At 62.3% G+C, this 14,271-nt stretch carries 7 protein-coding genes; 1 reads left to right on the top strand and 6 read right to left on the bottom strand.

The genetic code is table 11. The features are described 5' to 3' along the window. Nucleotides 1-211 precede the first annotated feature (211 nt). Entirely contained in the window at nucleotides 212-1,585 is a 1,374-nt protein-coding gene (locus HYT87_14210; protein ID MBI2060917.1) for a TrpB-like pyridoxal phosphate-dependent enzyme, read from the top strand. A gap of 204 nt (nucleotides 1,586-1,789) precedes the next feature. Here the strand turns inward: HYT87_14210 and HYT87_14205 are convergent, their stop codons facing one another. From HYT87_14205 to HYT87_14180, 6 genes are all read right to left on the bottom strand, one after another. Then, nucleotides 1,790-3,343, bottom strand: a complete 1,554-nt coding sequence (locus HYT87_14205) for a fibronectin type III domain-containing protein (GenBank protein MBI2060916.1) — start codon at nucleotides 3,341-3,343, stop codon at nucleotides 1,790-1,792. A gap of 118 nt (nucleotides 3,344-3,461) precedes the next feature. Beyond that, a complete protein-coding gene (locus tag HYT87_14200) occupies nucleotides 3,462-4,139 on the bottom strand; it encodes a hypothetical protein (protein MBI2060915.1) in 678 nt (225 codons plus the stop codon). 313 nt (nucleotides 4,140-4,452) lie between these two features. After that, nucleotides 4,453-12,465: a PKD domain-containing protein gene (locus tag HYT87_14195; protein MBI2060914.1), complete on the bottom strand. Its 8,013-nt coding sequence runs from the start codon at nucleotides 12,463-12,465 to the stop codon at nucleotides 4,453-4,455. Between the two features lie 254 nt (nucleotides 12,466-12,719). Beyond that, a complete protein-coding gene (locus HYT87_14190; GenBank protein ID MBI2060913.1) occupies nucleotides 12,720-13,433 on the bottom strand; it encodes a phosphatase PAP2 family protein in 714 nt (237 codons plus the stop codon). Between the two features lie 85 nt (nucleotides 13,434-13,518). Next, on the bottom strand, nucleotides 13,519-13,854 hold the full coding sequence (locus tag HYT87_14185) for a HigA family addiction module antidote protein (protein ID MBI2060912.1): 336 nt from the start codon (nucleotides 13,852-13,854) through the stop codon (nucleotides 13,519-13,521). Nucleotides 13,855-13,865: 11 nt separating this feature from the next. Next, nucleotides 13,866-14,147 (bottom strand): type II toxin-antitoxin system RelE/ParE family toxin, encoded by a 282-nt coding sequence (locus tag HYT87_14180; protein MBI2060911.1) that lies wholly within the window; start codon nucleotides 14,145-14,147, stop codon nucleotides 13,866-13,868. Between the last annotated feature and the right edge of the window lie 124 nt (nucleotides 14,148-14,271).

Below are 14,271 nucleotides of genomic sequence, written 5' to 3'. Positions count from 1 at the left end.
CTGAAAGGTCGCACGCCTGACAATCGATGAAAAAGAAACCTCGAAAACATACCCCCACGGCAGCCCCCGGAAAAGCCATATTCACGCCGGATTCAGGTTTAGGCTCCGCCACGGTGCCTTGGGGAAGGCGCCGCCGGAGATTGCGTCCGCCGCGAGTTTATCTATAATCCGTGCCTGGGAGGTCTAAACCCATGCGAATAGGAGGGTCCGGATGAGCGATCAATATAAATTCCTGCTCGAAGAAAGCAAGATTCCCAAGTCCTGGTACAACATCAACGCGGACATGCCGGTGCCGCCCCAACCGGTGCTGCATCCGGGAACCAAACAGCCCGTCACCCCTGACTTCCTGAGCGTGCTCTTCCCTATGAGCATCATCATGCAGGAGGTCAGCCAGGAGCGGTGGATCGAGATCCCGGAACCGGTTCGGGAAATCTACCGGCTTTGGAGGCCGACGCCGATGTATCGGGCGATCCGGCTCGAAAAGGCCCTCGATACGCCGGCTCACATTTATTACAAGTACGAGGGCGTCTCGCCCGTGGGTTCGCACAAGCCCAACACGGCCGTGGCGCAGGCTTTTTTCAACAAGGAAGGCGGCACGAAGGCACTGACCACCGAGACCGGCGCGGGCCAGTGGGGTTCCGCTCTCGCCATGGCGTGCAGTTTTCTCGGCCTCGATCTCGAAGTCTACATGGTAAAAGTTTCCTACCATCAAAAGCCCTACCGCCGAATCATCATGGAGAACTTCGGTGCGAAAGTGTACGCGAGCCCGACCGATCGAACGCAGTTCGGCAAGAAGTTGCTGAGTGAGACTCCGGATTCTCCCGGATCTCTTGGAATGGCCATCTCCGAGGCCGTGGAAGTCGCGGCGACCTCCGGAGGCAAGAAGAAGTACAGCCTGGGCTCCGTGCTGGGGCACGTTCTCATGCACCAGACGGTGATCGGCCTCGAATCTCTCCAGCAGATGGAAATGGCCGGAGAATATCCGGACGTGGTCATCGGATGCGCGGGGGGTGGATCGAACTTCGCCGGTTTTGCCTTCCCCTTCCTCTGGAAGAACTTCACGGAGAAGAAAAAGACGAAGGTGGTGGCGGTGGAGCCGGCGTCATGTCCCAGCATGACGAAGGGAAAATACACGTTCGATTTCGGCGACACCGCGGCGATGGCCCCCATCGTGAAGATGCACACACTGGGTCACACCTTCGTTCCACCGGGCATTCATGCCGGCGGCCTGCGTTATCACGGCATGGCTCCTCTGGTGAGCGCGCTTGTGAACCATGGCGATATTGAGGCGAGATCGGCCAAACAACTTGAAACTTTCGAGGCGGCGGTGCAGTTTTCCAAGTCGGAGGGCATCATGCCGGCGCCGGAGTCGGCCCACGCCATCCGCGCGGCCATCGACGAGGCGCTGGAGGCCAAGAAGAGCGGGCGGAAGAAGGTGATTGCGTTCAACCTATCGGGTCATGGCCACTTCGATATGACCGCGTACGAAGACTACCTCCACGGGAAGCTCACGGACTTCGAATACCCCGTGGAGCGGGTAAATGAGGCCATGGCGCATCTGCCGCAGGTTCCGCCGGGAATGTAGGAACCGTCCGCCTGACCGTCATTCCCAGGATATTCAGATCTGGAGACAGTATACCTACTTCCTGTTTGAAAACCCCATCATTGCGGGGGCGCTTCTCTTGGTAGTCGCACCCTTTACGGGTGCGTCTTCGGACGCAGGCTGAAGCCTGCGTCTACCGGTCCAACGCGTTCTCAAACAGAGCCCAGTCCCGGCGGCGGAAATAGGTCAGTTGGCGTTGCCGGTGGTGGCCGAGACTTCGGTCAGGTTGGAGTCGGTATTCCCGGCCTCATCCCGCGTGCGGACGACGAAATAGTAGGTTGTGTTTCCGCTCAGGCCGGTGAAATCAAACTTCGTCACTCCCGGGGCGGTGACGGCGGTGGCGTTGAACGAAGCGCATACCCCGGCGGTGACGGACCTGCAGATGAGGTACCGTATCGCGAGGGGAGGAGAAACCGCGTCGGTGGCGGTTGACCACGACACGCGCACGGCGTTGGCCGCGCTGATCGCCGATGCCGCTCCCGCGAAGGCGGGAGGTGTCGAATCGAATGTGAAGAGGGAGATTGAATCGCGCGTTTCCAAATTGCCGGCCACATCAATCGCCCGCGAGCGAATGACATACCGTACGCCGCTTTCCCAGGTCGGAACACCCGTGAAGACAAAATTGGATTCCCCCGTCGCTTTGTTCCAGCTTGGCTCGCTCCCCCAAGATGTACCCTCCCAGTAGAGCCCGTCCGTTTCCCGCCGGATCGTCAGGCCCACGCCGGCCACGCCGCTGATGGTATCGGCGGCCGTTCCGCCGATGGCCGACAGGGCCGGGAGCTTGGATCCGCTCTTGGGCTGGAGGATGGTTGATGTGGGTTCGCTCACATCCACCGTGAGACCTGGTGAAAAAACCCAACTTCCGGCGTTTCCTGCGCGATCCGTGGCCCGCACACAGCCGAAGTAGGTTTTCCCATCCTGAAGTTGCAGGCCGGCCGGTTCGACGGCGTGCGCCAGACCGGCATCGCCGGCGGCTTGGATCGCCCCCGTGCAGTCCGATTGAGTGTTGACCTGGGTGTCGAAGGATTGGATGCCGGCGGGCTCATCGGAAAAACCCGTCCAAGCCATGAACAGAATGGAGGTCGAGCGGAGGTAGCTCGATTCGCCCGGACCGGTGGCGGCGACTTGCCCCGGCTTCGGAGGCGTCCGATCCACCAGCCATTCGTAAAGGGCGGGGGACGCATCGCGATTGCCCGCGGCGTCGACTGCGAAAACTCTGAACGCATGGCCGCCCTCTTTGAGCCCGATGAGGGCGAAAGGCGACGTACACGCGAAGGGGGCGCCCAAACCCAAGCCGCACGCGAAGGCCGCCACAGGCTCTGAGGCCGCGAATTCGAAGGTCGCGGTATCGGCCCGCGTGACTCGCGGAGGCGTGGCGGTGAGCTGCGTGTCGGGTGGCACGCTGTCATCACCGGAAAGGGAAATGACAGGCGCGGGGTCAGACGGGGGAGAGTCCACCGGCGATTCTTGGGGTGGGGGGGTCCCACAGGATTCCGACACGCAGACGACATCGGAGACAACATGGAAGACGATCTCCGCCGGACTCAGATCACGGGTGCCGAACTTATCCACGGCGGCGACGAAGAGCCGATGTTCTCCGGTTCGATCACTCTGAAAGTTCAAAGGGCTTGAGCAAACCTCGCCCGCGCGAGAGCCGGCGGGCGACGTCCATGAACAACGGAAGGCGCACTCCGACTTGGAGCAGGTTAGCGTGATGTTCGCCGACTCCGCCACCCGCACGATGGCCCTATCTGCCGTGGCGACCGTATCTGGATGTGAGAAGTCGGCGGGAGCCCACGCGAGCTCCGGGACGTCCTCCGGTGGGACCCCCGAGGCCCTGGCCGTCTGGACGAGTTTTTCACGGAACCGCTCGGCGAGGTCTTCGAAGGCGAATCGAAGCTCGGATGGATCCGGTGCGGTCGGACCGGCCGCCAGGGTGTACGCGGAAATGGGCCACGAAGCCGAGGGATGACAAGTCCGGCGGCGATGCAGGGGCCGCGGGTGGAAGCTTGCCTAGATTGGGGGATTTGTCCTCGAAGGCCGGTGTGGATGGGAACTCGGCGGTCAATGTGAGGGGGACGCGCATGCGGTCGAGTGGATTTGTTTCGGGAGAAGTGTCCGGGTGGAAGATGGACGGAGCCAAGCCCCGGCCGGACGCCAAGCGCACGCCTTCTTGTGTGGCCAATCTCACGCCGAGACGAACGCCGGAGGTATCTTCTGCGCGACGGCCCGCCCGAATGCCGGCGCGAACTCCCAGTCGGACCCCGGCCCGCACTCCCTCGACACCCTCGCCACCGTCGATTGTCAGAAGGGCTTGGAGGTCCGTCTCATCTTCGATTGCACTCATGGCGGCGGCAATCTCCGGATGGAGCGGGAGGACGGCTTCCAGAATCAGGTCGGTGCCCTCCACGGCCTCAGGAGCCTGACGGGCGGAGCCTGGCGGTATCCCCGGCGTACAGCGCCCTGCCATGAGGCCCGCGGCGGCGATGGCGAGCGGAATGAAACAAGATCCGAGTTTCCGGGCTTCCTTGCCCACTGATCCCCCCTTTCGGTTTTCCCTGGGCGTTGCTCCCTAGATTTCAGCTACTGAACTCATCGGCCAACCTGAAGGAAGAGTTTAGGTTGGGGCGACGGGAACGGGTCCTTTGGAAAGCATGCTTGGTCATCGATTTCAAGAACAGAAACGCAACCCGCGTACCACTTCGATCGTGTGGAAAGGACCGACGCAACAAGAGGTTGCAGTTTCCCGAATTCCACGCTCAACCGCCCGGCAATAGGTTCCGGAAGGCCGGACTAACTTTCCCGTGATCTACATCACAATTGAAGACGCAGCTCGAAGATTCTGGCGCTCAGTTCTGGCCGAAAATGTGGAGACCCTGGCCGGAGCCGAGGTAGAGCGCGCGGCCGCGTCCGAGGGAGGGGCTGGAGTCCGATCCGGCGGCTACGGGGGTGCTCCAGAGAAGTTGCCCCGTGGGATCGAGCGCATGGATGACGGCTCCGCCCGTGCATCCGCCGCCGCGGTGCTTGAAGAAAACGTTTCCCTCCACGTCAACGATCGGGCTTTCGGTGACGGGGTTCGAGCAGCCGCCGCCGGGTCTGAAGCTCCATACGGGTGACCCGGATCGGGTGTAGACATCCAGTCCACCTGCGGACTGAACGTAGACGTTGTTCGAGTCCACGCTTGCGGTTCCGCCGCCGGAAGCGTACCAGAGGAGGCCGCCTCCGGAGGTCAGGGCGAAGAAGTAGCCGTTTTGAGTGGATACAAAAACGGTTCCGTTCTCGCTCACCGTGGGCGTCGTCAGCACGGGCCCGGTAAAACCGCGCTCGAAAAGGAGGGCTCCGGAAGCGCTGAACTTCCGGAGCCTGTTGTCTCCCCCGCCCACGTAAATGTTCCCCGCGGCATCCGTTGCGCAGGCGTTCCGCATGGCGTCGCCGAGAGAGGTTTTGAACTTGAGCGCGCCGTCCGCGCTGATCCCGAAGAATTTTCCCGAGGTATCCCCGACATACACGCTTCCGTCCGGGCCGACGCACGGCGTGGCCTGAATGGTATTGGCCACCCAGTACGTCCAAAGAAGCACGCCGGTGGGACTGATCTTGTGGACCACGCCTCCCTGTGATGCCGCGATGACATTGCCCCAACCGTCCATGGCCGCCGAGCCCCGCAAGAGGCCCGTTGGATAGGACCATTTCACCGTCGCGTCACGCTGAAGGGCGTAGAAAGTTCCCGAGGCCGTGCCAAAATGGAGCTCACCTTGATCGTTCAACACCGCGCTGCCGTTGACGCCGCCGCCCGCGGTGAAGACGAATTGTTCGCTTCCGGATGTGGGGCCGAGCGTGGGCGCGGAGCCGGTGTGTCCGGCGTCCGCTCCGAGCGAGGTCCACGTGCGTGTCAGGGACTGGAGTTTGCTCGAGTCGCCGAGGACGTGAATCTTCCCGTCCGATGAGCCGACATAGATCATGCCGTGGGCGAGGGCGGGCGAGGCCCAAGTTTCCACGCCGAGGGCCGTCGAATCGACCAACGATCCATCGGTCAGTTTGAAGCGGTAGACCGTCCCCGGCCGGCTGACCGCAATGGCGTAGTCCGGCGTGACTGCCACGTTGGACCGGATTTCCCCATCGGTGAGGGCGCTCCAAAGAAGTTTCCCCGTGAAGGCGTCGAGGGCGTAGACCTTGTGGTCCCACGAGCCGAAGATGACCTTGCCGCGAACGACCGCGGGCGTGGTGGAAACACTGTGACCGGCCAGGAAGGTCCAACGGCGGACGGCCGTGCCCACGTCATAGGCGGAGAGTCTGCCCGAGAGGTCCCCCACGAACAGCGTGTTGTATTTGGCGGCGGGCGCGGATTGGACCAGGCCGTCGACCACCGTGGTGGTTTCAAAGCCCGTAGGAGAAGCGTTCCAGCGGTCCAGATAGGTTTTTCCGATGGAGGGCATGGGAGTAGCCGTCCAAATCTTTCCGTTGTAGAGGGTGGGGCTGCCGGAGGGGGTGGTTACTTGTCCCCCGTGCACGAGCGCATTCAGCACGGCCGCTCCGGTGTGCAGGCTGAAAACCCGGAGATTGCTCTGGCAGTCGATGGCAGCGACGAGACCATCGGCGATCGCGGGCGATGTGGAGTCGCTGCAAAGGTCCAGGCTTTTCGGCCCCCAGAGGAGACGGCCGGTCGCGACCTCGTAGGCGTAGAGTTCGTTGCCCGTGGTGAACACGATAACGCCTTCGCCGATGGCCGGAGTTGGGTCGTCCGAGGCGTAAGGTACCGGGAGCGACCAGAGTGCTTTGCCCGTGAGGGCGTCGAACGTGTGCAGGCGGTCCGAGGTGGTTGTATACAACAGGCCATCGCTGATGGCCGGCGAGAGGACGGGAATGTTCAGCTCCTGTCCGCCGATGCCTCCTGAACCCGAGGGCCAGATGGAAGGCAGAATATCGAGAGTCGAGGGCAGTCTCGCCGGAGAGAAGTTGTGGTGCGCGGCGTTCGCCCCAAACATCGGCCACGCATCAGCGGAACCCGTATCGCCCTCCCAGACTTCGATCCACACGGTGGCGGTACCCCTCGCTCCGTCGTCGTCGGTGACGGTAAGCTTGACCTCGAAATCCCCCCACACTTTGAACATATGGGCCGGTGTCGACCCGATGCCCTGCGTTCCGTCACCGAAATCCCATTCGAAGGTGACGACCGATCCATCCGAATCCCAGCTCGCCGCGCCGTTGAGAGAAACGGCCAGCGGCACAAACCCGGCTCTGGGATCGGCCGAGAGGACGGCGACCGGCGGTTTGTTGGGCGGCTCCACGACGATGCCGACTTGTGCGCTGCACGAAACGCCGTCGTTGTCGCCGGCGGAGAAGACGGCTGTATAGGAGCCCTGCGTTGTGTAGGTGTGCGTCGCGCCGGCGCCGGCGGTTTGCGAGCCGTCTCCGAACTTCCAGGTCGTGCTCTGGATCGAGCCGTCGGCGTCCGTAGCCGTTCCGCTGAAAGTGACTTGCAGAGGCTGATGGCCTTTGATCGGGGTGGCCGAGGCGGAGCAATTCGGGGCGATCAAGACCTTTTCGGCGACGACCACCGCCGAGGCCGAAGCGGTCGCGCCGTCGTCGTCGGTGACCACCAGTGTGGCGGTGTAGGTTCCGTCTTGTGAGTAGAGGTGTTGCGGAGAAGCCGCTGCGGATGAAGTTCCATCCCCGAAATTCCAGGCATAGGTTACCACCTGACCGTCGGGATCGGAGGTGGTGGCCGTGAATCCGACGTTCAGGGGTTCGGGGCCTTTCGGTGGCGTGGCCGCCATGGATACCGTCGGCGGTTTGTTCGGTGGTTCGATCACGATCGATTGGGTGCTCGCGCAGGTGGCTCCCTCGTTGTCCGTGACCGTCAGCTTGGCCTCAAACGAGCCTGGCGTTGTGTAGAGGTGCGAAGGATTTTGCGAGCTGGATGTCGAGCCGTCTCCGAACGCCCAAAACAATTGGGCTACGCTGCCATCAGAGTCCGAGGCCGTGCCGTAGAATGGGATGTTTCCGGGAACGTGGGCTTTGGCCGGCGAGGCGCTTGCCGCGCAGGTCGGCGGTTTGTTGGGTGGGAGGACCTTGATGGATAGTGATGGTGTGCACGTGTACCCGTCGTTGTCGGCGGCGGTGAATGTGGCCGTGTATTGGCCCTCGGATTGGAAGGTGTGTGTGGAGAAGCCGCCGCCGGGAGAGGAGCCATCGCCGTAGTTCCAAGTGGTCGCCATCACGAACCCGTCAGAATCGGTTGCCGCGCCGCCAAAGGAGACGGTGAGGGGAACGCGCCCTTGGGTGGGTGTAGCCGAGATCGCGCAAACGGGCTTCGCATCCACTTTCACGCTGGAATTCTTGGAACAGGTTGCCCCGCTGCTGTCCTTGGCGGTGAACACCGGATAGTAGGTGCCGGCCTGTGCGTAGCTGTAACTTCCCGATGTGGTGGTGAGGGTGGACCCGTTTCCGAGGTTCCAAGAGGACCCGACGATGGAGCCGTCCGAGTCCGCCGCGTTTCCGGTGAACGTGGTCTGGAGCGGCGCCGGTCCACGCGTCGGGCTCACGGCGGCGGAGCAGGTCGGTGGCATGTTCGGGTTGGCTTGGATTTGGATTTCCTTGATGCACTGTGCGCCCTGCGGATCTTGCGCCGTGAGACGGGTGGTGAAAATGCCCCTAGAAACATAAGAATGGCTGGGGTTCGATCCCGTGCCCGGGTTTCCATCCCCAAAGGTCCACGCGAACGATACCGGCTGGCCCTCGGGGTCCGAGCCCTGTGCGGAGAAGGATACGGTCAGGGGCACCGGTCCAACGACGGGGGTGGCGGAAACCGAACACACCGGCGGCTGACTGGGATTCACGCTTATGTGTAGAGTCTTGGTGCAGGCGGAGCAGAGGGAAGAAGCGATCGGCTCAGGGACGGCCCTGATCACTGTGGGATCGCTTGCCCCGTCTCCGAGTTGACCTTCATGGTCGGACCCCCAGCACTTGATACTCCCACCGGCTAGAAGAGCGCAGGAATGTTCCTCGCCGACGGCAACGGCCTTCGCGTCTTGAAGATCGATTACGGCGACGGGATCGGGCCGGTCCACTGTCGTGCCGTCGCCGAGCTGCCCCGAGGCGTTGCTTCCCCAGCATGCGACGGTTCCGTTGGATGGGATGGAGCAGGAATGGGAGTAGGCCGGGCTCGGGTCTCCAACTCCCGAACTGTCCGCGACAGCGACCGGCACAAGGCTCGACGTCCCGTCGCCGCCCGCCAACCCGCTCAAGTTCCCCCAACACTGGACGGTCTCATCTTGAAGCACTGCGCAGGTCCGATCTCGTCCCGCCCTTAGCTCGGTCACGCCGTTCAGACTGGAAACGGCGACGGGGACATCCCGGTCCACGGTGCTCCCGTCCCCGAGTTCACCCGAACGGTTGGATCCCCAACAGGCCACGGTCCCATCGGCCAGGAGGGCGCAGGTATGTCGATCACCGCTTACGATCTGCTTCGCGGCGCAGGCGGACTTGACGCGCAAGGTTGCGGTTGGCGCGCCCTCGATCCCATAGGTATGCGTGGGGCTCAACTGTGTTGAAAACGCGCCGTCGCCGAAGTCCCACGTAGACGAAACGACATCTCCTCCCGGATCGCTCACGGTACCCGTGAACTGGACCGGAAGAGGCGCGGACCCCCACTCGGGGACTGCCGATGCAGTGCAGGACACGGGGAGGAAAACCTTGTCCACGCGAATGACCGTCGAGGCGGTGGCCGTTGCGCCGTCGTCGTCCGTTACGGTCACCGCGGTGGTGTACTTCCCATCGTTCACATAGACGTGTGAAGGGTTGGCTTCGGATGACGACTGCCCGTCGCCGAAGTTCCATTGGTAGGCGACGATGGTTCCATCGGCATCGCCGGCGTTGGAGGTGAACTGCACCGTCAGCGGCTCGTTCCCGATGGGTGGCGTGGCTTGGAGCGCCAGCGTAGGCGGCTGGTTGGGGGGGCGGACATTGAGCTGCACCGAACCGTGACAGGTGGCGTCGTCGTTGTCCGTGGCCTTGAAATCGGCGGAAAACGTCCCTGCCCTGGAATAAACGTGGGAGGTGGCGGCGCTGTTGGAAGAAGTTCCGTCGCCGAACGACCAGAGTGTGCCGGTGATCGACCCGTCCGCATCGGCGGCGCTGCCGCTGAAGCTCACCGACAGCGGCGCTTTTCCCTGGGTGGGTATGGCCTCGATGGTGCAGGTGGGTGGATGGATGACTTGCTTCACCTGCACCGACGCCTTGGCCGTTGCCCTCGCACCGTCGTCATCGGTTACGGTGACCGTGGCCGTGTAGGCGCCGTCCTGCTTGTACGTGTGGGCGAACGAAGCTTGTGACGAGGTTCCACCATCGCCGGTAGTCCATGCGTACGAGGAGATCTTGCCGTCGGAGTCCCACGCGGTGGCACTGAGTACGATGGGCAGGGGCTCATCTCCGAATGAGGGATTCGCGTTCGCGATGACGGTCGGCGGCGTGTTGGGTGGGAGGACCATAACGCTCGTCTGATCCACGCATGTCGCCCCGTCGTCATCCTTCACGGCGAGGGAGACGGAGTACGTACCCGCGGTTGTGTACAGGAAGCTTGCCTGCGATTGCGTCTGGGTACTGCCGTTGTGGAAGGTCCACAGTGTTGAAGCAACGGTTCCATCCACGTCTTGTGCCCCGGAGGAGAACTGCACGTGCAGAGGTGCTTTGCCGGTGGCCGGACCTGCCGAAGCCTTGCACGTGGGCGCCTTGTTCGGCGGCTCGGCTTGGATGGGGATGATCGTTGTGCAACTGCCGCCATGGGCATCCGTTGCCGTGAATGTGGCGTCCGGATGGCCGGGTGAAATGTACGTGTGCTTCGCGGCCATGCCGGTCGCGGTTCCTCCGTCGCCGAAGCTCCACGATCCGGTCGGGATGGACCCGTCGGGGTCGACGGCGGAACCTGCGAACTCCACTTCGAAGGGAATGTGGCCTTTGAGCGGCAAGGCCGAGGCGTAGCAGGTGGGAAGTCGGTTGACCACTTTGACCTTCGCGTTCGTCACCGCACCCTTGAACTCGGCGACGATCTGCCCTTCGCCGGGGTTCTCCGCAGTGAAGAGGCCGCCCGCGGTGATGGAGCCGACCCCTTGAGCCACGTTCCACGCAGGCGATTCGTTCAGAACCTGGCCGACCTCGTCCTCGATGCGCCATTTCATCTGTTGGGTCTGCCCTTTGATCATGTCGGGCACGATCCCGGGCATGATGACCAGGCTGTAGACCTCGCCGGTTTTCACCGAGATCGTCAAGGAGGCGGGGACCATGTAGTGGGTGTCGCTCACTTTCACCGTGATCGAGTAGGCCCCGACTTTGTCCGGTGCGTTCCATGTGACGGTGGTACCGGTACCGGTGAGCGTGCCGCCGGTGGAGGTCCACGCGTATGAGAGAGGATCGCCGTCCGAATCGGAGGCCTTCGCCGTGATCGTGGAGACGCCCAGGGGCTTCAGAGACGAAGGATCGGCTTGGAGGGCCACCATCGGCGGCTTGTTGCCGTTGGATGTGCACGCCTTTCCAAGGTTGAGGCGACCGGCGCCCAGCGGCTTGTCCGTCTGGATTGAATCCGCCACCGCTTTCAGGAGACTTTCCGCTTCATCGGGTGAGGAGGCGGCCCCCCGTGAAAAAATGCAGCCCACGGCGCCGGTCACCATGGTCGCGGCCATGGACGTCCCGCTCATGTATTTGTAGCCGTTGTTCGGGTAGGTCGACCAGATGTCGACGCCGGGCGCCGATACATCCACGATCGATCCGAAATTCGAGAACGTCGCGCGTTGGTCAGTTGAAGATGTCGCAGCCACCGTGACCGCGGAAGGCGCCGCGGCGGGCAGCATGAAGGAAGCATCGGTATTCGAATTTCCCGCCGCCACCACGGAGAGGGCTCCTGACTTCCGGGCTGAAGCGATTGCATCTTCCATCATTTTGTAGAGATCTTCCGACCGGCCTCCGCCGAGGCTCATGTTCAGCACATCGGCCCCTTGCTGGGCGGCCCACGCAATTCCGTTCAGGACTCCCATCCACGTGCCCCAACCGCCATCGCTCAGCACTTTGACGGGCAGGATCTTGCACTCCCAGCAGCCGCCGGCCATACCTTTTTCGTTGTTGCCGCGTGCCGCGGCTATGCCGGCCACGTGGGTGCCGTGCCCGTGACGGTCGGTTGTGTCGGTCCCTCCATAAACAAAGTCACGCCCGGGGAGCATGCGGTCGGCGAATTCGGGGTGGGAGGAATCGACGCCCGTATCGAGGATGGCGATCACCACCTCCGTTAACGTGGCGGTGGTTTGCCAGGCCGGCCCCGCGCTGATCTTCGCATAGCCCCAATCGTTCTTGGCGTCGCAGTCCTTGAACACCGGGTCGTTTGGAAAACCATCGGGCCAGCCGCAGGTGGACTGAGAGTCCGTTTGATCGCCCTTAGCGATGCCGTTGGGAAAGGCCTGATCGACAGCCGGATTGGCCTTCAGTTTTTCGCGAGCCTCCCCCGGCGTGAGAGCGGCCGGTAATTCGACTTCATATAAATCAAGAGTCGAGTTGAATCCGACGAGCTTTCCCCCGATGGACTGCACGGCGGCCTCGGCGTCCTGCGCCGTCGTGCCCGGCTTGAACGTGACAAGGATCTCGTCCGACACCATTTGAAATCCGGTCGCGGGATCGGTGGCAACTTTTTCTGGGTCGAACGGTCGATTTTCGAGAACGAGTTCATCGGTGCGTACATCAGCCTGTTGTGAAGGCAGGCGTCCGTCTCGGTAACCGATGCGGCCGCCCTTCCCCGTGCAACCTGCAACGGCGAGGAGAAAAGCCGAGCCGATCAGAGCGCGGATCGACAGCCTAGACCAAGAAGGGTTGCCTCGTGCCACTATCCCCAACTCAATGCCTCCAATGGCGTCGTCGGACGGTGCGGGTGAATCGTTAGTGAAATTCACATTGAGTATTTCGCAAAGTCGGGGCCAAGGCGCAGGGACGCCACAATTTCGGCGCGCTCCGTGTTTTCAGGACGTTACAGGCTAAGGGTGAGCAGGCGAGTAGATATCTGTGGACTCTTCTGACAGGCGGCTCCGCGGTGTGGAAATCCAGCACACGGCCGCGACTGTGGCAGGCGCGAACAAATGGGCTATCGCTTGGGCCAGCGCGGGGAGTAGCGGCGGAGGGCTTCGAGAACGATTGGAACCCAGTCGGGTTGCGGCTGGCGCTCGTAAACGAACGCGAACCAGTAGGAGAAGTAGCCGACGACGAGGCCGGCCATCACGTCCGCCACGTAATGCTGTTTGACGCAGAGTACGCTGACCAGCACCGCGGAGGCGAGAATGCGGCAGATGATGCCGAGAGTTCGATTGAAGGAGCCGCAGATCCATGCGACGAGAAAGGACATCCCGATGTGCATTGAGGGAAAGAGATTGACGGGCGCGTCCAGCCAGTAGAAGAAGAGGAGAATTTCCTTCGTCCATGTTCCATCGGCAACGACCATCGGTCGATGCATGGCTTTCACCGGCACCAAAGCGAAGAAGACGAAGTGGATCAGGGCGAGGGCGAGGATGGCCTTGGCCGCTTTTTTCAGCGTGGGCAGGTCCGGTGCGGCGACATAGAGAATCGCGACGAGGGCGATGACGAGCAGGTAGGGATAAATGAGTTCAGGGATGAAGGGGATCATCGAGTCGATCCGCAGCGAGACGTCATAGTAGTATCGGCGATGGAGATTGAATTGGCCCAGGCCGAAGTAGCCGCCGAAATAGAGGCCGAGGAGCGGAAGCAGAATCATCAGGCGTTGGAAGAACGGATAGCCCTTCGGAAGGAAGACTTCCCGAGTCCTCCCCAGAAACCCCCTCATGCCCCTTATGCGGCTGAGTCCCACAACTGAATTCTACAGGAAAGGGAGGGAGGTCACCAATGAATTGGGCGTTGCTGGGTCATGATCAGGTGGATTCAAGACTCCGGACTGGCCGCCCTGAGGGAATTGATCCCCGTTTCCACGGTTGGATTCCTGCCAGGGTTTTGGCGAGGAAATCCTTGGCCCTTGCCGCGTCGTAATCCACCTGCAAGCCGATCCAAAAGCCGTCGGACATGCCGAAGAAGCGTGAGAGACGGAGACCGGTGTCGGCGCTGACCGAACGGGTTCCGGCCACGATCTCGCCGATACGCCGTTGCGGCACGCCGATTTCCTTGGCGAGACGGTACTGAGAAATGCCCATCGGCCTGAGGAATTCTTCCATCAGGATTTCACCGGGTCGTGGGTACGGAATTTTGCGCATGCTCTCCTCCTTCAATGGTAATCCACGATCTCGACGTCCTTCGGGCCGGCCGAAGTCCAGGCGAAGCAGACGCGGAAGCGTTCATTGACGCGTATGCTGTATTGACCGGCCCGGTCGCCCTTCAACGGCTCCAATCGATTTCCGGGTGGCACCCGCAGATCGGCGAGGGTTGCGGCCCGGTTCAACATGGCCAGTTTGCGCATGGCCACGCTCTCGATGTTTGCGAATCGTTTCACCCGTTCACCGTTGAACAGCGCGCGCGTCTCCGCGCATTTGAACGATCGGATCGCCAAGGGAGGATACTAACGCGTAACGTTAGTATCGTCAAGCGTCAGGGATGACCAGGCGCGTGGACGCTCAGGGCAGGCCGAGGACCAGCCAGGAGGGTGCGGCACTCGACCGATCAACCCGACTCAG

The sequence above is a fragment of the Nitrospirota bacterium genome, from assembly GCA_016180645.1.
Taxonomy (GTDB): domain Bacteria; phylum JACPQY01; class JACPQY01; order JACPQY01; family JACPQY01; genus JACPAV01.
The sequence above is the reverse complement of the archived record's forward strand: the minus strand, read 5'-3'. Positions and strand labels throughout refer to the sequence as shown.